Origin of the sequence: Paenibacillus sp. BR1-192 (assembly GCF_029542445.1) — a bacterium.
GTDB lineage: Bacteria > Bacillota > Bacilli > Paenibacillales > Paenibacillaceae > Paenibacillus_AQ > Paenibacillus_AQ lautus_A.
On the sequence record NZ_CP120718.1, the window covers coordinates 5,310,889 to 5,332,191 of the forward strand.

A 21,303-nucleotide genomic window follows, 5' to 3' on the forward strand; every position below is an offset into this window, starting at 1 on the left:
GCCCCCAAATTTCAATCATGGTTTTGTAACGGTAGAAATTCGGGGACCAAGCTAAAAAAAAGAAAAGGGAGTTCCGGCAGTAAAAGATCTACTCTTGGAACAACCCTTTTCTCTAAAATCATGCGCGGATCTCATGGCTGGTCTATCCGCAGCACGACCTTTCCCCGGACATGACCGGATTCCACGGCACGATGCGCCTCAGCAGCTTCGCTCAGCGAGAACGTCTGCGACACATGGATTTTCACCTTCCCTTGTTCATACATTTGGACCAGTTCCGCTAATCGATCCTTGGATCGCTGGCTGCGGATCGGACGCACCCCCAATTCTTCTACCAGATCGAAAGCCACGATCGTTCCGATGCGGCTCCGGTCGCCGACAAGCGCCACCGAGGCCCGCAGCGCTTCTTCGCCGGAGGCATCAAGCGCGGCTGTCACTCCCTCGGGGGCGCAAGCCTTGACCCGGTCTACAAGGCCTGGTCCATAAACAACGGGAACAGCGCCCAGCGAACGAAGATAATCATGATTTCGCTCGCTTGCGGTACCGATGACCCGCGCTCCCCAGGCTCGTGCGATCTGGACGGCAAATGAGCCGACTCCCCCGCTGCCGCATGAATCAAAACCGTATCCTTATGGCCAACCCCTAGCATCCCAAGTGCCGTATGGGCGGTTTGCCCCGATGCGGTCAAGGCACCCGCTTCCTCCCATGGCATCGAATCGGGTTTCCGTACAACTTGGTCTGCGCTGACCACGACATATTCAGCGTAGCAGGCGAGTAATGACCAGCCAATGACGCCATCCCCAACTTCAAATTCCGTCACTCCCTCTCCTACCTGATCAACCGTTCCGGCGAATTCGTTGCCGAGGATTTGCGGCATCCGCAATGTCACCCCGGGCGGCGCCCAGCCGCTTCCCCTGATTCCGCAGTCGGCCGGCTGGACGCCTGCCGCCTTGATGTTAACCCTGATCTGGCCGTTGCCGGCCTGAGGATCTTCGAAGTCCATAACGCGCAAAACTTCCGGCGGTCCAATCGTACTGAACGCAGCGGCTCTCATATCGATCATCCTTTCATGCATCCCTTGATCTTGTTTCTGAGACCATTCTATAATCATTGATAAATAATAAAAAATACAAAATAATCTATGTATATATATACTGAAGTATATAAGCAGGGACGGTGAACCGTAATGGAGATGTTGCAGCTGAAGTATTTTGTTACCGTAGCAAGGCTTGAACATATGACCAAAGCCGCAGAGGAGCTCCATATTGCTCAGCCGGCGCTCAGCAAGACGATCTCCAGACTCGAAGAGAATCTCGGGGTTCCGTTATTTGAACGCCAAGGCAGGCAAATCCGCCTCAATCCGTACGGCAGAGCATTTTTGGCGAAAGCCACCGCTGCCCTGCAGCTGCTGGAAGAGGGACGGCGGGAAGTGGAAGATCTTGCGGGGCTGGAGCATGGGCGCATTCATTTGGCCTTGTCCAACATGGAGCAGCTCCGCGAGCCTTTACGCTTGTTTCTGCGCAAACATCCGAAGGTCAACTTTCATATTATCCAGTCCTCGATGGAGGATATGGTTCAGACGATTGAACATAACGAAGTGGACTTCTTTCTGACCTCCATGCCCGTTCGGCATCCGGATATACGCAGCTTGCCATTGCACGTGGAAGAGGTGTTCTTGGCAGTCCCCCCACCCACCGCTTAGCCGGAAACAATCGCATCCGCTTAAGCGAGGCTGCCGGAGAATCCTTTGTGGGTTATAAAGAGGGCCATCCGTATCAGAAGATGAATAACGAGTTTTGCAAACAAGCCGGTTTTCAACCGAAGGTCGTCTGCGAGGTGGAAGACCCCGGGACCATCGCCGATCTGGTCCGTTCGGGGTTTGGCGTGGCTTTAATCGGGGAATGCAGAAGCAGCGAGGAATTAAAGCTGACGAAGCTCAGCATTCAAGAACCTCTCGCACGCCGGGTATTCCAAATCGCATGGCTGGAATCCAGATACTTGTCCAAGGCCGCGATTTCCTTCCGCGATTACCTCGTCGAATATTACGCGGATCACGGTAAGAGAGACATAACCACGTCGTAAACGACGTGGTTTTTTATGATATCGAAATTTCAAACCCTGCAGCGCCGTTTCACTCTCTGGCTATTCCATTTGGGCACGTTGTCTGTCCGTGCACCTTGGTAGAACATGACCACAATGAACAGTCTCTGCGGTGATACTTCGAGGGTTGACAATATTTGGGGAGTGATTATACTTTTGAGTAAACACTCAGTATTTTGAATTCATCCCTCATGACTATTTAGCATCCATGGAAACCGGAAGCTCCACAAGGAAGTTTTGCCTATTTCATTCCAAAGGAGAAAGACATCTGCCTATGCCTACAACAACCCGTCGAAATGCCAAGAAGGAACGGATATTGAACGCCGCTCTGAAGCTGTTCTCCCAGCAGGGATTCCATGCAACGACAACCAAAGAGATTGCGGCCGAAAGCGGCGTGGCCGAAGGGCTGATCTTCTACCACTTTGGAGATAAACGGAAACTGCTGCTCTTTCTTGTGAACAATTTTTCCTTTGCTGCGCAGCTTCAAGAGGATGCAGGTGAATTGTCGAAGCTTCCTGCGGACGAGGCCCTGTTTCAATACGGCATCGCATATCTCCAGTTCCTCAGGACGAACATGGATTATCTGATGCTCATCTGGTCACCTGAACTCATGAAGGATGCCGAGGTATCAAAAGAGGTTTTGCGGCTGATCGGTGGTCTTGGGACAGCAGGCAGCAGCATGCTCGAACAGGCGGCGGGATCGAGTCGTCAACCGGAACACACGGTTCAGGTTGCCATGATGATGATGACCTCGTCCATCCTGGTCTATAGCATGCTCCATTTCCGTTTCGGAGAGGAAACGCTCCCGCTCGGGGACGAATCCTATATTCGCGAGCTCGTCCGGCTGCTGCTGCATGGGATGAACGAAGAACCGGATCATGACGTCTTCTCTCCGTGAAAAACGATGTGTACAAATAGCTGATGGCCGTATAGAACATGCTGCATCGGCTTCTTTTATCTTCACAATTTGAGTGTTTACTCAGTTTCTTTTCGTTAGGCATCGCTAATATGGTTAGATTGAAGGGAGAAATGAGGATTATGCTGTCATTCATGCCGGATTGGAATTTCGTCATGTTGTTGTGGCTGCTGCCGGTTGTATTTTTCATTCACGACGGAGAAGAGATTGCCACGATGGTATGGTGGCTCAGGAAGAACAAGAACAACCCCTGGATCACGAAATTTTCGCCAGTATCCATTCCGTGGGATAAGAACATCACCCTGCAATTCTCCTTTGCCGTACTGCTGATCGGGTTCATCCTCACCTGCGTAACGTTTCTAACGGCGCGCGCCTTCGATATCGGCAGCCCGTTCAACGGCCTGTTCGCGGGGTTCGTTACGGTGTTCCTGCTGGACGGCGTGAAACATGTGGGGGCCTCAATCGCGCTGAAGGCATACACCCCTGGCGTCATTACAGCTGCGGTCCTTGAAATTCCATACGGAATTTATGCGCTCAACCGCCTGCTGTCCACTGGAATCGTGGATGCCACGGCATTCGCGATGGGAACCCTGATCTCCATGCCTCTCATTCTGTTTCTGGTCTGGTTTGGTTTAACGCTTGGGAAACGAATCGCGCCGCACCGCATAAATACGTAGGCTCCGATAACTGTGCCCTGCAGCGCTTTCAAATGTCAACACTCTTTTCGATTGAACCTGAGATATGTCATTGCGAATCTCTCCCTGGACGACTTCGTTTTCCTCAACATATTAGCCAAGCGCCGGCTCATAAGCTTAATGGATGGCAGTTAAACCGGATACGTAAACACCATATGGAGGGAGATACCGATGATGGAGGATCAGAACCAGAAACGAGAACATGCTGGCCGTATACCCCAGCCGATTCGCAGCGACGGTGCAGGCGGGCCGGACTATGGTCCGCGGGATGTGATGAGGGATATCGAGAATCCCGACATGCTTGTACCTCCGGTCACGGATGCAGGCTTGATGCCGAATCTGAAAATGTCGTTCTCCGACACGCATATGCAGCTGAATCATGGCGGCTGGTCGCGGGAAATTACGGTACGGGACCTGCCGATTGCGACCACGCTGGCCGGCGTGAACATGAGCCTGACGCCCGGCGGGGTTCGGGAGCTGCATTGGCATCAGCAGGCGGAGTGGTCCTATATGATATGGGGCAGCGCCAGGATTACGGCCATGGATGCAAGCGGCAGGAATTTTATCGCGGATGTGGGACCGGGCGATCTTTGGTATTTTCCGGCCGGCCTCCCCCACTCGATCCAAGGACTCGAGGAAGGCTGTGAATTTCTGCTGGTCTTTGACGACGGCCACTTCTCGGACCTGAACACCTTATCGATCTCCGACTGGTTTGCCCACACGCCTAAGGACGTGTTGTCCGCCAACTTCGGCGTCCCGGAGGATGCGTTTGCCCATATTCCGAAGGAGCAGGTTTATATATTTCAAGACCAGGTACCGGGTTCGCTTGCCAGCCAGGAGGTGCAGTCTCCCTACGGAACGGTGCCGCTCAGCTTCAAGCACCGGCTGTTGGCGCAAGAACCGATCATAACCCCTGGCGGAAGCGTAAGAATCGTGGATTCCCGCAATTTTCCGATCTCCAAAACCGTTGCGGCCGCGTTAGTCGAGATCAAACCTGGCGCCATGAGAGAGCTCCATTGGCATCCGAATCAGGACGAATGGCAGTATTACTTGACCGGGCAGGGACGAATGACCGTATTTGCCGGCAATGGAGCGGCTCGGACCTTCGATTACAGAGCCGGCGACGTCGGTTACGTGCCTTTTGCCTTCGGTCACTACATACAGAACACGGGGACGGAATCCTTATGGTTTCTGGAAATGTTCAGAAGCGACCGGTTCGAGGATATATCCTTGAATCAATGGATGGCCTTGACCCCTCGGGACCTGGTCCGGGATAACCTGAACGTCGGAAACGAAGTCACCGACGCTTTGCGCAAGGAGAAGTGGCCCGTCGTAAAGTATCCGGGATTTTCGTATTATCCGCGATAACGCTCCACTCCCCTTCTTTGTCTCGTACATTGCCCGTTTTATCAAAAGGCCTTGCGGACCTGCCAAAGGGCTTGATTCCTAAGCGGCCTGCATGTGTTCTCATGCTGAGATTGACTTTTCCTTCCTTCTGCCATATAGTTCATTAATGAAACTATTTCATCCGTGAACTATTTGAGAGGAGAACTATGATTGAACGACAAAGCAAGGCAGTGGATCGACCGGTATGTCGATGTCTACCTGCTGGTATCGCGGCGGATCAATGCCCAGATTCGAGAGCAGCTCGGTGAAGACCTGACCAGCGACCAGTTTCAGGTGGTACGCTTGATCAACGGCATGGATCGCTGTACCTCATCCTATCTGGCGGAAGCGCTCGCGGTCGGCAAAAGCTCGGTTACGGCCATCGTAAACCGTCTCGTGGATGCCGGCATTATCGACAGAACCCGGGACGAAGCGGATCGCAGGCTGGTGTATCTGACTCTAACGGAGTACGGACATACGATTTTTGAATCGGCCCAGGAGCAGATGAGGGAGATCATCTCCCCTTACCTGCAGCATTTTGAAGAAAAAGATATCGAAATGTTTATCTCCATGTTTGAGAAACTGGGGCAATTGATGTTTGAATCAGGGGGAGAAAGAATTGAAAGCTATACTGAAAGCAAGATGGGCCATCATCGTGCTGTGGCTGGTGGCCGCCGTCGCGCTGTTTATGTTCGCGCCTTCCATGGCGGACCTGGTGCGGGAGAAGGGCCAGCTATCCGTGCCGGATGGATATACTTCTTCGCGCGCGGCTGAAATCCTAAAGGAAGCCTCCGGGGGCGAGGGCGGGGAAACCCTGAACCAGGTTGCGCTTGTCTTCAACAAACCCGACGGGTTAAGCGAAGCGGATAAGGAAAGCATCCGGCAGGGCGTTCAAGCTTTAAACGACAATAAAGACAGCCTACATATCGATTCCATAAATGAACCGTTCACGCAGACGGAGCTGGAAGACACGCTCATCGCCAAAGACGGCAAGACCATCATGGTCGCGCTTCAGGTCAGCGGAGGCGAGGAAGCCGTGAAAGAGCTGCCCGGGAAGGTCGATCAGGTGCTCGAAGGCGTTCAAGCCGATCATTATCTGACCAGCGAAGGTCTCATCAACGAAGATACCATCGTCAGCTCCGAGGAAGGCCTGAAGAAAACGGAATATATTACGGTCATCTTTATTCTGATGATCCTGTTCGTTGTATTCCGTTCCTTCGTGGCACCGTTCGTGCCGTTGTTGACCGTGGGGCTCAGTTATCTCGTGTCCCAGTCGGTCGTATCCTTTCTCGTGGACCAGTTCAACTTCCCGATATCCACTTTCACCCAGATCTTTATGGTGGCCGTCATGTTCGGGATCGGAACCGACTACTGCATCCTGCTGATCAGCCGGTTTAAGGAAGAACTCACCACGTCCGAAGATACCCAATCGGCCATTATCGAAACTTATCGGAAAGCCGGCGGCACCGTGCTTTATTCCGGGCTTGCCGTATTCGTCGGCTTTGCAGCCATCGGTTTATCCAAGTTCATTCTGTATAAATCCGCGGTTGCGGTCGCGATCGGCATCGCGGTTATGCTTCTTGCGTTAGTCACGGTCGTGCCGTTCTTCATGGCGGTCCTCGGGAAGAAACTCTTCTGGCCGTCACGCGGCAAGCTGGAACACAGCGAAAATAAACTATGGGGAGCGGCCGGTTCCTTCTCCCTCAAGCGTCCTTGGGCCGCCATGCTCGTCGTGGCCGTCATCGTCGGGCCCTTCCTCGCTACGTACAGCGGCAAGCTGTCGTTTAACAGCCTGGAGGAAATCGGTCCGAGTTATGATTCGGTCAAGGGCTTTAATATCATTTCGGACAGCTTCGGTCCCGGGCAGTCGCTGCCTTCCACCATCGTGATCAAGAACGATGACCGGATGGATACGGCGGAGTACATGGGACTCGCGGAAAAAATCAGCCGGGAAGTGGAAAAGGTTGAAGGCGTTTCGAGCGTTCGCGGACTTTCGCGTCCAACCGGCGAGCAAATCAACGATTTCCTCATTCCGACTCAAGTCAAAACGTTAAATGAAGGATTGGGAGAGTCCAAAGACGGGCTGACCCAAATTCAGAACGGACTTTCCGAAGCAGGCAAGCAGCTCAGCGAGAATGCGCCGAAGCTGAATGAGGCTGCTGCGGGAGCGCAAGAGCTGACGAAGGGAACGGCCGACCTGAAGGACGGCATCACCGAGCTTGGTCAGGGTCTCAGCGCCATTCAAAAAGGGATTCAAAGCGGAAGCGCCGGCGCTGGCGAGCTCAAAGCCGGACTTGCCAAGGCAGCGCAAAGCGCGAAAGAGTTGGCTGCTGCCCACGACCAGCTGCTTCAAGGCTACAAGCAGCTCGACACCGGATTAGCGGCCCTAAACGGCGGCGTTGCCGGAATCCAGGAACAGCTGGGCGGCGTTGCCGCTGCTCTGAAAGGACTTGAAGGCTCCTTCACGGGATTGGAGAGCAGCCATCCGGAACTCGTTCAGGATACCGATTATCAAACGATTAAAGGCACCGTTACCCAAACGGCAGCAGGCACGGCAGAGCTGGCCGCGGGGTTGGGACAGATCTCCGAGCAGCTTAAGGGCGCATCGGCAGGCTTATCGGAAGCCAACGCCGGCTACGCCAAGGCAGCCGCAGGTCAAACGGCGCTTGCCGACGGTCTTCAGCAGCTTGTGTCCGGAATCGCAGAGCTTCAATCCGGCCTCTCGCAAGCCGCTAACGGGCAGGGCCAAATCGTAAGCCAGATCCCTTCCATTACGGGCGGACTGGACCAGCTGCAAGGCGGCCAGAAGCAGCTTGCCGACGGGTTCGGCGATCTTACCGGACAGATCGGAGAGCTGACGGAAGGACTGAATTCCAGCGCCGACGGGCTGAAACAAATTTCGGACGGACTGCATTCCGCTCAGGATTACCTGCAGCAAATTCAGGACGTTCAGGATGAGGACCTCAGCGGATTCTTCATCCCGCAGGAAGCCCTGGAGAACGAAGAATTCCAGACGGTATTCGATACCTACTTGTCCGATGACCGCAAAGTGATGACGCTGGATGTGGTGCTGTCAACCAATCCGTACAGCGAAGAAGCGCTGGGCAGCGTCGAACAGATTCAGGCAGCCGTCGACCGTGCAGTTAAAGACACGAAGCTGGAGAACGCCGAGGTTGCCATCAGCGGCATTACCAGCACCAACAACGATTTGCAGAGCATCTCGAATGAAGATTACACGCGTACCGTGATTCTCATGCTGAGCGGAATCTTCATTATCCTGGTCATGCTGCTGCGATCCATCGTGATGCCGATCTACCTGATTATTTCGCTTGTCATCACGTACTTTACCGCCGTCGGCGTTACGGAGATGATCTTCGTCCACGGCTTCGGGTATTCCGGCATTACTTGGGCCACGCCGTTCTTCAGCTTTGTCATGCTGATCGCGCTAGGGGTGGATTACAGTATCTTCCTGATGGCACGCTTCAACGAGAACAAAGCCTGGAACGTTCAGGATGCCATTCTCCATGCCATGCGCAACATGGGCACGGTCATTCTGTCCGCGGTGGTCATTCTTGGCGGTACTTTTGCGGCCATGTATCCATCCGGCGTATTGTCCATGATGCAGATCGCCACGGTCGTCTTGGTTGGACTTGTGCTTTATGCTCTTCTGTTCCTGCCATTCTTCGTGCCCGTGATGGTTCGCATCTTCGGCCGGGCCAACTGGTGGCCGTTCAGCCCTAAGGGACAGGGCGACGCTTCCAGAACGGGTCATGACCTGAAGATGTAATTAGCATGTTGAATACGATAAAAAGGGCTGCACCCTCGTTAGGCATACGGGGGATGCAGCCCTTTTGTCGTTCCCTCCCAAATATCGGAATCTTCATACCATTCTTCCGTAAGGGCAGGGCTATCGCATTCAGAGCATGGTACGGGCCGTTATGTCCTCTACTGCACAATTCCGATATAAAACCCGTCATATCCCTTGCTTCCAACCGTTTGAATGGCCGTGCCGGCAATCGAGGAATCTGCCGACAGCATATCCATGAATTTTCGGATGCCATGCACCCGAGGGTCTGTGCTGTGATAATCGATGACTTCTCCGTTCCGGATGACATTATCGCTAATGATGACGGTGCCGGCCTTGGAGAACTGCAGCGCCCACTTCAAATAATTCGGATTGTTCGGTTTATCGGCATCGATGAAGATCAGATCGAACGGCTCCGCCTTTTCCTTAGCCAGCTGCTCCAGCTGCGCCAATGCATCGCCTACGCGGATGCTGACCCTATCCTCCAGTCCAGCCAACGCTACGTTGGATTTGGCAACCTTCGCATGATGCGGATCGAGCTCCAATGAAATCAGCCGCCCTCCTGCCCCGATCGCCCTAGCCATCCAGATCGTGCTGTAACCGCCAAGCGTACCGATCTCCAAGATTCGTTTCGCTCCCTTGATCTGAACGATCACGTTCAGCAGCTTGCCCTGAGCGGGAGATACATCGATCTCAGGCAAGCCTGCCTCCCGGTTTGCGGCCAACACCTTCTCCAGCACCTCGTCATAAGGAATCAAATGTTCCGTCACATAATCGTCCACTTTGCCCCAAGTCGCAGCATCATTCGCATTCGCTTTCATGCCTGTTTCCTCCCTTAAACTTCAAATTGGATTTTACACATTCATTGTATGTGATTTAGTATTATAAAAATAATATATAATTAAATGGGTTATATAAATATAATATATAAATTAGACAGGAGTGCGGCTCCATATGAATTTACATGCCTTACGGCTGTTTCACGTCATTGCCACAACCGGCAGCGTCACCCGGGCTGCCGAATTATTAAATATAAGCCAGCCGGCCATAACGGCACAGGTTAAGAAATTCGAGAAGGAGCTTTCCCTTACCCTGTTCAAGCCGCAGGGCAGAGGCATCGGATTGACGCAGGCTGGCGCCGAGCTGCTCCCGCTTGCCAAAAGGCTCTTCTCGGTTGAGCAGCAGATCGAACAATTCTGCCGGGATTACCGCAGCGGTTCGAGGGGGCATATCCGACTGGCCGCAACCTACCTCCCTTCCCATTTTCTTCTGCCGGCCTGGCTCGCAAAATACAAGCAGCGGTACGAAGACGTGGAAATGAGCATTACCACCACGAATTCCAGCGATGCGCTTAAGCAGCTGCTGAACATGGACGTGGATCTTGCGATATACGGCGGCCTCCCTGAGGAATCGCCGGATACGATACAGACCGAGGAGCTGTTCCGGGATGAGCTGTGGTTTGTCGTCTCCCCCGACCACCGTTATGCCAATCAGCATATCTCCCTGGACGAGATGATGAGAGAGCCCTTTGTCATGCGGGAGGAAGGAAGCTCGACGCGGGAACGGTTATTTGCCTTATGCCGCACCCACAGCGCGCCTTCGCCCCGCATCACGCTGCAATTCAACGGCCTGCACGAAGCGATCACGGCCGTCATTGCCGGATACGGTGCCAACTTCGTGTCTTCGCTCGTGGTGCGGGAATACGTGGAGCGCGGTGAGCTCAGCCAGGTATACGTCGATGGCATCGAGCTGCAAAATATCATTGCGGTTTGCACCCGCAAGCATGAAGCATTATCCGCTGCCGCCATGAATTTCGTGGAGATGATCCGAGAACGGCCATAAGTTAATCGTATGTCGTTTGGGAAGATGGAGCTGCGCATTTTGGAGCTTGCCTGCATTAGTTCCTTTGGGCCTTATCTGTGAAAACAACCCGTATGCTGCTCCGGCATACGGGTTGTTTTTTGCGTTATTTTCACTTGTATCTACCCTATCGTTTTCATACGATCATTGAACCGTTACATTTCCCTAATACATATTATTGCCTGCCTGGCTTCTCTTTTCTGGCGTGCCGAAACTGGCATAACCCCGATGTCTCCCCTGTTAACGTCAGCACCAAAGCTGCCATCAAGCAATAAGCATCATTACTCTATTCATGTGAAGGATGACCATAACATTCATTTATGACGATAATAATCTGTTTAATACCGATCTCATCCCAGCCTCATCGCCTCCGTGTTCCACGACTTGCGCAAATGCGGCACGCAATGCCTCCGCCAGAATGATGCCCAATTCTTCGCCAGCCTCTTCTCCTGATGCTGCGGCCAGTTCACCGAGATAACGCGCAACGGGATTGTCTCCTTTGCGGGGATCGGGCTCAGACAACAGTCGGCCCACTTTAAGGCGAATCATGCTGTCGTAGGCGGTCAATAGAACCAATTTCAGGCGCAACTCGGGAGGAGCCGCATCGGCAACAGCTTCCATGCGATCCAATATCCGAAGCGTAACGTCATCCCGAAGCAAGCCGTAAAATTTCTTCTTGGATTTGTAATGATGATAAAGAGCTCCCACGGTCACTCCGGCATCGGCAGCAATGTCGTCAACTTCCGCTTGGTTGTAGCCCATCTCGGCAAAACGCTTTAATCCTGCCTGTATGAGTTTGTGCTGCGTGGTGCCCGGTATTGGTATATGACTCATGTAACTCCCTCCGAAAACGTTCATGCATAGATATTTAAATTCTAACATAGCTGCTCTTTAAGATATATAAATCTTTCATAGCTGCAACTGAGCCATTTACCAAAAATAGCTTGATCAAATTACATAACTGGGTTATGTTTAATATAACCTAATTATCTTACATCACGAAACCATATTCTATTTCGAGGTGAGAACATGGAAGGAAACGTTATTTTTTATTTTGTTCCGGTCAAAGATATCAAGGCAGCCAAATCCCTGTATCGCGACACGCTCGGTTTGGAAGAATCATGGCGCGAAGGGGATTACACGGTTGCTTTTAAGCTCCCGGGAACCAACGTGGAATTGATGGTGGAACAAGTCTCGGAAGGAAGCCAGGATGCTGCCGGACCTGTTTTTCTCGTGCCCTCTGTCCGGGATATATACGAGAACAACCCCGGCAAGCTGCAATTGATCGGCGAACCGGGCGAAACTCCCGACGGCCTCTGGTTGAGTGCCAAGGATGATTCCGGCAACGGAATCTACTTTACGGATGAAAGCAAGCACGAATCCTGATTTTCATTTATGCATGAGGCACCTCCGGTCTTAAATGCCGGAGGTGCCTTTTCCCGCTATTTGACATAACATAAGGGCTTCCCGCCAGATCCAGGATCAAGCGGGACAGCCCCCTTTTATTGTCTATCATCCAAATGTAAATCGCGGCGCGTCACCCTTTAATGGAGCCGATCATGACGCCTTTCTCGAAATATTTTTGCATAAACGGATAAATGAGCAGAATCGGAAGCGTCGAGACGATAATGACGCCGTACTTGATCTGGTCGGCATATCGCTGCGCGTACCCTCCGGCATCCCCGCCCGTTCCCGCACCGCTCGAGAATACCTGGTTCGACAGCAGGATATCCCGCAGAACGATCTGCAGCGGCTGGAGCTTCGTATCCCGAATATAGACCAGCGCCGTAAAGAAATCGTTCCAATGCCCCACCAAATAATAGAGCCCGATGACGGAGACCAGCGCTTTGGACAGCGGCAAAGCCACTTTGAAGAAGAAGGTAAAGTGAGAGCAGCCGTCCATGACGGCGGCTTCATGCAGCTCCTGCGGCAGCGAGTTTTCAAAGAACGTCCTCGCAATGATCAAATAAAACACATTCACGGAGAACGGGAGAATAAACACCCAGATCGTGTTGGTCAAGCCAAGACCCTTCATCAATAAATAGGTCGGAATCAGCCCGCCGTTAAAGAACATCGTGATCACGAAAATAAACATGATGATGCGTCTGGCGCGAAATTCCTTTCTGGACAGCACATAAGCTGCCGGGAGCGTGAACAGCATGTTCACCAGGGTGCCGAACACCGTGTAAAACAACGTATTTCGGTACCCCGTCCAAATCCGCATATCCTTGAAAATTTCCTGGTAACCGAAAAAACTAACATTTTTGGGGATAAACATGACCTTCCCCGTAGAGACGAGCGTTGAGTCGCTGAACGAAGCAATGATGATAAAATACAGCGGATACGCAATCAGCAGAAAAATCAAAACGCACAGAAATCCCAAGATGATCTTAAATCCCAGCTCCTTGCCGTTGATGCGCATACTGGCAGTTTCATATTCCACAACCGTTTCTCCTTCCCCGATCATTAGAATAAGCTCGTTTCCGACATTCTCTTCGATATCGTGTTCATCGCATACAGAAATACGAAATTGATGAGCGTGTTAAACAAACCGATGGCCGAAGCCAAGCTGAACTGGTTGGAGATGATCCCGATTTTGTAAACATAGGTGGCTATGACCTCCGAGACGGGAAGGTTCAGCGAATTCTGCATCAGGAATATTTTCTCGAAGCCGGTCCCGAGGATATTCCCCATGCTGAGAATGAACAGGATAATGATAGTTGGAACGAGAGCGGGAATGTCGACGTACCGGATCGTCTGCCAGCGGCTGGCCCCATCGATCTTGGCGGCATCGTACAGCTGGGGATCCACGGTGGACAAGGCCGCAAGATAGATAATGCTGTTCCAGCCGCAGTGCTGCCATATGTCGGAGAGCACGTACACCGGAATAAAGGTCGAGGTGGAGGCTAGCAAATTGATATGCCCCAGCCCCACCGCCTTCATGAAGTGACCGACAACCCCGGTTTCGGAGGACAGCAGCACGTTCAGCATCCCGACCAGCACGATGATGGATATGAAATGGGGCAGGTATACGGTGGTCTGCATCACCTGCTTCATTCTTTTTCGGCGAATCTGGTTTAGAATGAGCGCTAAGATGATCGGGGCAGGAAAGCCGAGCACGATCGTGGCCAGACTGATCAGAAACGTGTTTCGCATCAAATCGGTGAACAGGTAACTGTCGATGAATTGCTGAAAGTAGGCGAGCCCGCGCCACTCTCCGCCGGTCAAGCCTTGGCTGAAATCGTAATCCCTAAACGCAAGCTGGATGCCATACATCGGCACGTAGTTAAACAACAGAATGACGGCAATCGCCGGAAAAATCATAATCCACAGCTGGTAATCACGTCTGAAGGTGTCCAATCTTTTGCGAGGCCCCATATCCTCCCTCCTAGTTTTGATTCATGTAATCGTCGTAATATTTTTGCATAATCTCAAGATTCTGCTTCAGGCCTGCCTTCTCGCTTTCCTTGATATATGCGTCCCATTCGGCTTCCACGCCGCCCTTGGTGACCCATTTCGCAAAGCTGGATTCCGCCAGATTCATTACGTTGGTATTGTTCAGGCTCATGGCGTTATTGTCCATGGTGGAATACTTGATGAACATGCCGGGGAACACGTCTTTATCGGGATCCACGTCCAAGGCCGCCTCCAGCGGCTCCGATTGACCCAGCACCTCCTGCATATCGGTGCCAAGCGTCAGCTTTAAGGTATCGGGAATATAAAATGCGCCGTTGTCCGCCATCGTCGAGGTCCATTTCCACGTGCCCGGATCCATCTTGGCATCGGCCGGAGGCAGAACGGCATATGTACCGTCTCCGTTATCTTTAATGTTCGGTCCGAGGGATCCGAACAGCACCTGCATGCCCACCTCGGGCGCATAAAGCTCGTTGATGAATTTCATGGCCGCTTCTTTGTTCTTGGTCTTGGCGGACATGACGATATGGTTGGTGCCGTAATTCAGGGAGTAATGATCATAGCTCCAGGACAGCTTCCCTGCATAATCTGCCGAGACCTTCATCGGCGGCATGGAAGCATATTGCGGTGCCAGCTGCTCGCCGAACCGGTCGGACGCCACCCATCCCCAGGTAAAGCCGACCTTGGCCGTATCCCCTTCCCCGCGCGCGATGGATTGAAATTTCGTATAATCATGCGTGAACACTTCCGGGTTGACCAGACCCGCCTTGTACAATTTATTCAGAAATGCGACCATCGTTTTGTACCGTTCATCCGTCAGGAAATTCTTCACCTGACCGTCTTCCACGAAATAGCCCTGTCCGCTGCCGTCCGTCAACGTAATGCCCATGCTGCCCAGGAGCACCGCAGGGTTAAAATATCCGCCGATGCCTCCCGGCCAATCCATCGGAATCTCGTCATTCGGATCGCCGTTGCCGTTGGCATCCTTCTCTTTGAAAGCCACCAGGACTTCATACAGCTCATCCCATGTGGTCGGCATGCTCAGACCGAGGTGATCCAGCCACTGCTGGTTAATGAACTGCCTGCTGGCGGTAGCGGGCCAGAACCGCTGATATTTCGGGAGACCGTAGATTTTGCCGTCCGACTGCGTGGCGATTATTTTCGTATCCGGTTTTTCATTAAACATGTTCTGTACGTTGGGCGCCTGCTCCAGCATGCCGGATAGATCCTGGAACAAACCCTGGAATTGCGCAAAGTCCGCATCCGTAATGACGTTCGGCCCGATGAACAGATCCGGAATATCGCCGCTGGCCAGCATCGTCCCTTTCTTCTGTCCCCAATCCGCGGTAATCTCCTGCCATTCGATGTCCACGCCCGCCGTCTCCTCAACCTTTTGCAGCCACTCCATTTCGGCCAGCGGCTTCGTGAGCGGGTGCTTGGTAATGATAGCGGTAAGCTTTACTTTGCTGCCGGTTTGGTCTCCGGGAGTCTCCGCCGAGTCGTTCTGGCCGCCTCCGGCCCCGCTGCAGCCTGTTAACAACATGGCCGTCATGGCGACAAGCGAGATGAAAACGTTTACCCTTTTCTTCATTCCATTACCTCCTGGTTTCGTTTGTTGGTCTGGTCCATGGGGGTATACGGCCTTGAGTCGGCCTTGCCTTGGGACAGTTTTCACTCTAAATGAAGGCGGCGAGCACCGTAAACGGACAGTTTTTCAGGCATCCTCATTTTTTGAAGGCGCCTATCATCCCATAAATGTAAACGCATCCATTACAAACCGGCGCTTGGAATTCAAATTTTGTATATGTTCAAAAATTGAAACATCTTAGCCTGTGAAACAGCTGCCTAGAAATAGCTTCTAAGCAAGCAGGTTTATAAAAGACCGCTGTAATCGGCCTTGTCATCGGCATCAGCGGTCTTTCGTTTTAAGCTTTATGCGTATTTCGATATTGCCCCGGCGTCGTGCCCACCATTTTTTTGAAGGATCGGATAAAACTCGAGGTATTGGTGTACCCGACCTGTTGGGAGATGGCTTCGAGCGTCTCCTCGCTGTCCCGCAGAAGCTGAATGGATTTCTGGATCCGAAGCTGATCGATATGCTCTTTGAAATTTTGCCCCATCGTTTTTTTGAAGTGATGGCTGAAGTTGGAGACCGACATATCAAAATAATCGGCCATCATCTGCAGCGAACAGTTCGGATCCATCCCTTTCTCCGCAATCAGGGACAGGATCTCATCCTGGGTTGCCGCCCGGGAAACGGGGAGGGTTTCCTTGATCATATCGCACAGCTTGGCATAGCTTTCCCTTATGATCCCGATCATCTGTTCCAGCGTATAACGATGGTTAAATGCCGCATCCGTAAGCCGCAGCAGGCTCTGATCGTCATGACGGAACCGCTGGAGGCCGTTGAAGATGACGGTAACGGTATTGAGATACACGCTCTGAATCATATGTGGCGGCAGGCTGTCATTGCTTAGGTAACCGATCATTCTCTCTGCTAGAGAGGCCAGCATGGCTGCATCATTCTTGAGGATCGCAAGCTCGAGGGATTGCAGGATTTCGGCATAATAGGAGACGGCTCCGGTCTGGGGAACCCCGATGTTATCAAAGACCAGCACGGCGTCGGTCTTTCGGATGCGCAGAAACTCCGCCGTTCGGAGTGCCTGCAGATATGAGAGATGGAGGTCCTGCGGAGACGGGGCTTCGCCAGGCTTGCCGATGCCGATCACCGTTCGCCGGCCCGTGTGCTCCAATATTTCATCCTGCATCCGTTCCAGGCAGGATGTGAGCGGGACATTCTCCGCATGGGAGCACACCAGAATCAATTCCTGCGGATAGATGCTTTTAAAGAAATAACCTTGGATATCCTCCGGCAGCCGTCCTTCATAGCGCCGGCAGTAATCCAATATCTTCTCCATCTCTGCTCCATCCGCTTCGCAGCATAGTACGGCAACCGAGAAGCAATCGTGCTGAAACCGGAGGCCGACCTTTCTTGCTTCCCGTTCGAAATCATCCCAGCCTGCAAGATGTCCGCTCACCAGTTCAAACAGCAGGTTATCCCGCATAATCGGCAGCGATCCCTTCACATGCTCGTCAAGCTTGCTGTTGGCCATCGAAAGCTCCTCCAGCGTATATTTGATCGTATCGATCTCGTTCATGGGCTTGCGGTCCCGCGGTTCGAAGACTTGAACGGCAAGATCAACCAGACGGCGAATCGGCTGATAGTTGTTCCGGATCGATATATAGATGATAAACACTTCAAGCAGCAGGATCAGGCCGACCAGGATGGCCGTATTCAACTGAATCGTCCGAATGCCCTGAAGGGATGAGGATACCGGCAGCAGGCTCACGTATTTCCATCCATTTTTGTCCGAAACCGAGGACGATACCAGATAATCCGATCCGCTGATCGCATAAATGCCCGAAGAGGAAGATGTCTCATCCCCTATGCCCTGCACAAGCTTCCGGAAGTCATCGGAGGATTGGTATGACGTATCATGGGAAGATACCAATCGCCTTCCCTGGCCGTCAAACACAAAAAAATCGCCGCTATAGGTTTCCGAGACGGACTTCATCATCCGGACGATCGTATCTTCCCTTACCATGATCATGACGGCTCCGGGGGAATTCGTGCCTCCTACCGGCAGCGGCTGCACGAAGGTCAGCATTCGAACCCGGTTATTGCCGGGCACAATCACGTTCTCAACAGGCCTGACGATGGGAGACTCGAGATCATTCAAGGTCTGGATCATATCTTCGCCGGCCCAGTTTTCATAGTAGTAACCGACGCCCGGAATGGACAGGTCGTCCAAACTGTATGCGCTTCCAGTTTTGGAAAACAAATAACCGATGTTCTTTACATACAGCAAGGTGTTGTAAATAAATGCATCGGTTGCATTGTATTTTTTCATCTCATTGGCAATGAGGACACGCTGGTAATCGCTTTCCTCGGCCTTGTACATCTTGAATTCCCGATTCTGCACCAGCTCGAACGGCAAATTGTATACATACCGGGTAAACGTATCCATCGATGTCATGAACTGCTCCGTAATATGCGCATTCCAGTCCATTTCCTTCTCTTTCACAACGTCCGCCGAATAGGGATAGTAATAACACAGGATGACGATCACGGGAAACATCAGCACGAGCAAATAGGAAATCAACAACTTGGTCAGCAGGTTAATCTTATGGATTCGCAAACGGCAACCACCTCCCTATCACTTCATTCCCATTTTGGAAAATGTTATCTATAAGAATACGAAATTTTCAAAAAAAAGAAAACTCATTTCCGCTGTATACGCGTCGGAAATGAGTCTTCTGATATCATACCATTTTGGCGGCAGCCGGAACGTCAGGAGGATTGTTCCACTCCCCATTTTTCGGCCCACTTCTCCATCTCCTTCAAAGAAGCCAGGAAGTCCATCCCCTTCTCGGTCAATGAATATTCCACGGAGACCGGAACGGTAGGGAATACCTCGCGTCTCACGATGCCGCTGCTTTCCAAATGGCGCAGGACATCCGTCAAGGATTGCGTCTTGATGATGGCTGCATCCCGGTGAAGCTGATTAAACCGTTTCGGTCCTTGGGCTAATTGCGCGATGACAAGGAACGCCCATTTGGCTCCAAGAATTTGCAGCACTGAGCAGATATGATTGAACCCTGGCTTTTCCTGAAAGTCTTCTTTAACCGGCTCCATTGCCTCACCCCATCACTAACTAATCGTAAGTTAGTCAAAATGACTGGATAATATCCAAATACTTTGCCTTCTTACATCATATATGCGCGCTGCTTATAATACAAACACAAAGAGATTTCATGCTTTACTATCCGAAACGGCATGTGCTAGCCATGATCCGATTGAGGGTATCAATCTCCCAACGGAAAGGATAATGGATATGAATCGATATACGATATATTTATTGGCGCTCGGGGTTTTTCTTACCGCTACTTCGGAACTGGTCGTCTCGGGTATTCTGTACGCGATTGCTGACGATCTTCATATTTCCTTGGCTTTTGCCGGCCAGCTGATTACCGCCTATTCGCTTGCTTTTGCGATCGGAACACCGTTTCTGGTCTCGCTTACCGCTCGAATCAATCGAAAAAGAGTGCTGCTCGGCTCGCTTCTGCTATTCATTGCCGGCAGTCTTGTTTCTTTTTTTAGCACCGAGGTATGGATGCTCATGGCTTCCCGTGTCATTCTTGGCGTAAGCTCAGGCGTCTATCTCGTTGCCGCAATGGGTACCGCAGCCAAAATGGTGTCCCCGGCAACGTTAGGCCGTGCGATCGGCACCATCGTGCTGGGTTTCAGCAGCGCCATGGTGCTGGGCGTTCCGATCGGCATATGGATCACGAATCTGCTGAACTGGCAGTCCATTTTTCTGCTGCTGGCTCTGCTCAGTCTGTTGGTGGCCTTTGTCCTTATCAGGCTCCTGCCGGATGTTCAAGGGGATGCCCCCGTTTCCTTCCGCCAGCAATTCAAAGTGCTGGGAAGTCTCGTGATCGTCAGCGCCCTGCTGCTTACGTTCTTCCGGGAATCGGGCAACTCGGTACTGTTCACGTATGTGACGGCGTTTATCCAGGATATTTTTCGCATCGCGCCGTCCGGCATCAGCATCATTATGCTCGGCTTTGGCCTATTGGGAGCCATCGGCTCCAGGCTCGGCGGTTATGGCGTCGACCGTTTTGGGGCGGGGAAGGTAATTGTCCTCAGCACGCTCGTTCATATTGCGGTATTTGCGCTGCTTCCGCTGCTCGCCGGTCAATCGGTCATGGGACTATCGCTGATGGGAGTCATGGTGATGTCCATGTTTGCGGCGGGCCCGGCGGTCCAGAGCTATTTTATCCAGCAGGCACCGGGTTCTTCCAATCTGGTTCTCAGCATAAACACCTCCATTGTCCATCTGGGGTTAGCCGCAGGAGCGGGTGCAGGAGGCTTCATGGTCAATACGTCATCCACGCTTCAATACCATCCATGGCTCGGGGGATTCGTGCTCGCGCTTGGCTTGGCGGCAGGATTGGTCAGCTTCTCGGCCGGACGGAAGTCGCCGGTTTCCATCCCGAAATCGGCCTGACCTCTACTGCTCCACCCTATGAGTGTTTAACGCAAGCCGCCCTGTCAATGGGCGGCTTGCATCCTGCTGATTCTTAAAAATGGGCTCACGGATGTTTGCCCATAGGCATAACGTATGTTATGGGTCAACGCCTACTACATGATGAAGGGCAGGAGTCACAGTGGCAGTCTCTTATATGGATTTCACCTCACCGTCCGTTCGGTTTACTTACGATATGAGCAATAACCCGTTTTTCAAAAAAGATAGTCAGAATTACATCAATTCTCTCTCCGTAAAAGAATTGAACACGCTCGGCAACGCTTCCCTGCTGGATATATATCTCAGTACCGGAAACGTAGTGGAGCCGCATATCCATCAAAATGCATCGGAGCTGGTATATGTCGTTTCCGGCTCAGCCATCGTTTCCCTTGTCAATCCGTTTACGAAAGAGCTGCTGAACTTCACGGTAACGCCCGGTCAAGTTGCGCTCGTGCCCCAAGGCTGGTGGCATTATGAAATGGCAACGGTCGACAATACGCATCTGATCGCGGTCTTTGACGCGCCGGTGCCTGAATTCATTGGAGGTTCGGATCTCTTGAGATTGACGCCGGCCAGCGTGTTCGCTCATACCTACTGCCTGGATGAAGCCAAAGTCAAAGAGACCTTGGCGCCGATCACCGACACGGTTGTCATCGGGCCGCCAAAAAACTGCCCGCAGCAAGGGCAAGTGCAAGGACAGATGAAACATCAGCCTCACGCATCTCATCTTAATCAGCACTATTATCATCAAGGAGCGCCTGGCCATCGAGATTATGAGCTCCTTCAGCAGCAGCAGCAACAGCAATTCCAGCAACAGCAGCAGTTGTTCCAGCAGCATTTCAATGCTCAGGATCAAACGCAGCATGGAACGTATGCTGCTGAACCACAGCGCACACCAACTCAAGCACAAGAGCAGTTCCATTCGCAACAGCAATTACAAGAACAACAGCGTCAGCAGTTCATTCAACAACAGCAGCAGCTGCCATTCCTGCAGCGCCAGCTTATTGGAAATGGCTGGGATAAATTCTGATTAACCCTCCG

The 21,303-nt window shown here is 52.2% G+C and carries 16 protein-coding genes and 2 pseudogenes; 10 read left to right on the forward strand and 8 right to left on the reverse strand.

Features of this window, described 5'->3' with window-relative positions; all coding sequences use genetic code 11:
* Positions 1-131: 131 nt before the first annotated feature.
* Positions 132-1,051 (reverse strand): annotated as a pseudogene (locus P0X86_RS23950) (NADP-dependent oxidoreductase).
* 183 nt (positions 1,052-1,234) lie between these two features.
* Between P0X86_RS23950 and P0X86_RS23955 the strand changes: the two are divergent.
* From P0X86_RS23955 to P0X86_RS23980, 6 genes and pseudogenes are all read left to right on the forward strand, one after another.
* Positions 1,235-2,079: pseudogene (locus tag P0X86_RS23955) on the forward strand (LysR family transcriptional regulator).
* Between the two features lie 292 nt (positions 2,080-2,371).
* On the forward strand, positions 2,372-2,995 hold the full coding sequence (locus P0X86_RS23960) for a TetR/AcrR family transcriptional regulator (RefSeq protein WP_213579424.1): 624 nt from the start codon (positions 2,372-2,374) through the stop codon (positions 2,993-2,995).
* 140 nt (positions 2,996-3,135) lie between these two features.
* Positions 3,136-3,690, forward strand: coding sequence for an HXXEE domain-containing protein (locus tag P0X86_RS23965; protein ID WP_277746641.1), 555 nt, complete (start codon positions 3,136-3,138; stop codon positions 3,688-3,690).
* Positions 3,691-3,879: 189 nt separating this feature from the next.
* On the forward strand, positions 3,880-5,076 hold the full coding sequence (locus tag P0X86_RS23970) for an oxalate decarboxylase family bicupin (protein WP_213579426.1): 1,197 nt from the start codon (positions 3,880-3,882) through the stop codon (positions 5,074-5,076).
* Positions 5,077-5,265: 189 nt separating this feature from the next.
* Positions 5,266-5,868 (forward strand): MarR family winged helix-turn-helix transcriptional regulator, encoded by a 603-nt coding sequence (locus P0X86_RS23975; RefSeq protein ID WP_277746642.1) that lies wholly within the window; start codon positions 5,266-5,268, stop codon positions 5,866-5,868.
* Positions 5,750-8,881 carry an MMPL family transporter gene (locus P0X86_RS23980; protein ID WP_277749086.1) on the forward strand — a complete coding sequence of 1,044 codons (3,132 nt, stop codon included), beginning with the start codon at positions 5,750-5,752 and terminating at the stop codon, positions 8,879-8,881. Before P0X86_RS23975 ends, P0X86_RS23980 begins: the two co-directional genes overlap by 119 nt.
* Before the next feature lie 158 nt (positions 8,882-9,039).
* Here P0X86_RS23980 and P0X86_RS23985 read toward each other — a convergent pair whose 3' ends face one another.
* Positions 9,040-9,720: an O-methyltransferase gene (locus P0X86_RS23985; RefSeq protein ID WP_213579428.1), complete on the reverse strand. Its 681-nt coding sequence runs from the start codon at positions 9,718-9,720 to the stop codon at positions 9,040-9,042.
* 133 nt (positions 9,721-9,853) lie between these two features.
* Here P0X86_RS23985 and P0X86_RS23990 point away from each other — a divergent pair, with 133 nt between their 5' ends.
* A complete protein-coding gene (locus P0X86_RS23990; protein WP_015736777.1) occupies positions 9,854-10,741 on the forward strand; it encodes a LysR family transcriptional regulator in 888 nt (295 codons plus the stop codon).
* A 336-nt stretch (positions 10,742-11,077) separates the two neighbouring features.
* Here the strand turns inward: P0X86_RS23990 and P0X86_RS23995 are convergent, their stop codons facing one another.
* Positions 11,078-11,593 carry a TetR/AcrR family transcriptional regulator gene (locus tag P0X86_RS23995; RefSeq protein ID WP_277746643.1) on the reverse strand — a complete coding sequence of 172 codons (516 nt, stop codon included), beginning with the start codon at positions 11,591-11,593 and terminating at the stop codon, positions 11,078-11,080.
* 195 nt (positions 11,594-11,788) lie between these two features.
* Between P0X86_RS23995 and P0X86_RS24000 the strand changes: the two genes are divergently transcribed.
* A complete protein-coding gene (locus P0X86_RS24000; protein ID WP_213579430.1) occupies positions 11,789-12,145 on the forward strand; it encodes a VOC family protein in 357 nt (118 codons plus the stop codon).
* Between the two features lie 151 nt (positions 12,146-12,296).
* Here P0X86_RS24000 and P0X86_RS24005 read toward each other — a convergent pair whose 3' ends face one another.
* The 5 genes from P0X86_RS24005 to P0X86_RS24025 form a co-directional block, all read right to left on the reverse strand.
* Positions 12,297-13,226, reverse strand: a complete 930-nt coding sequence (locus P0X86_RS24005; protein ID WP_213579431.1) for a carbohydrate ABC transporter permease — start codon at positions 13,224-13,226, stop codon at positions 12,297-12,299.
* Positions 13,226-14,137, reverse strand: a complete 912-nt coding sequence (locus tag P0X86_RS24010) for an ABC transporter permease (RefSeq protein ID WP_009595317.1) — start codon at positions 14,135-14,137, stop codon at positions 13,226-13,228. Before P0X86_RS24010 ends, P0X86_RS24005 begins: the two co-directional genes overlap by 1 nt.
* A 10-nt stretch (positions 14,138-14,147) precedes the next feature.
* A complete protein-coding gene (locus P0X86_RS24015; protein ID WP_096776120.1) occupies positions 14,148-15,764 on the reverse strand; it encodes an ABC transporter substrate-binding protein in 1,617 nt (538 codons plus the stop codon).
* A gap of 334 nt (positions 15,765-16,098) precedes the next feature.
* On the reverse strand, positions 16,099-18,372 hold the full coding sequence (locus tag P0X86_RS24020) for a helix-turn-helix domain-containing protein (protein WP_277746644.1): 2,274 nt from the start codon (positions 18,370-18,372) through the stop codon (positions 16,099-16,101).
* A gap of 152 nt (positions 18,373-18,524) precedes the next feature.
* A complete protein-coding gene (locus P0X86_RS24025) occupies positions 18,525-18,869 on the reverse strand; it encodes a winged helix-turn-helix transcriptional regulator (protein ID WP_096776122.1) in 345 nt (114 codons plus the stop codon).
* A gap of 199 nt (positions 18,870-19,068) precedes the next feature.
* On the opposite strand from P0X86_RS24025, the gene P0X86_RS24030 reads away from it, so the two are divergent.
* On the forward strand, positions 19,069-20,244 hold the full coding sequence (locus tag P0X86_RS24030; RefSeq protein ID WP_277746645.1) for an MFS transporter: 1,176 nt from the start codon (positions 19,069-19,071) through the stop codon (positions 20,242-20,244).
* 160 nt (positions 20,245-20,404) lie between these two features.
* On the forward strand, positions 20,405-21,292 hold the full coding sequence (locus P0X86_RS24035) for a cupin domain-containing protein (protein ID WP_277746646.1): 888 nt from the start codon (positions 20,405-20,407) through the stop codon (positions 21,290-21,292).
* The last annotated feature ends 11 nt before the right edge of the window (positions 21,293-21,303 follow it).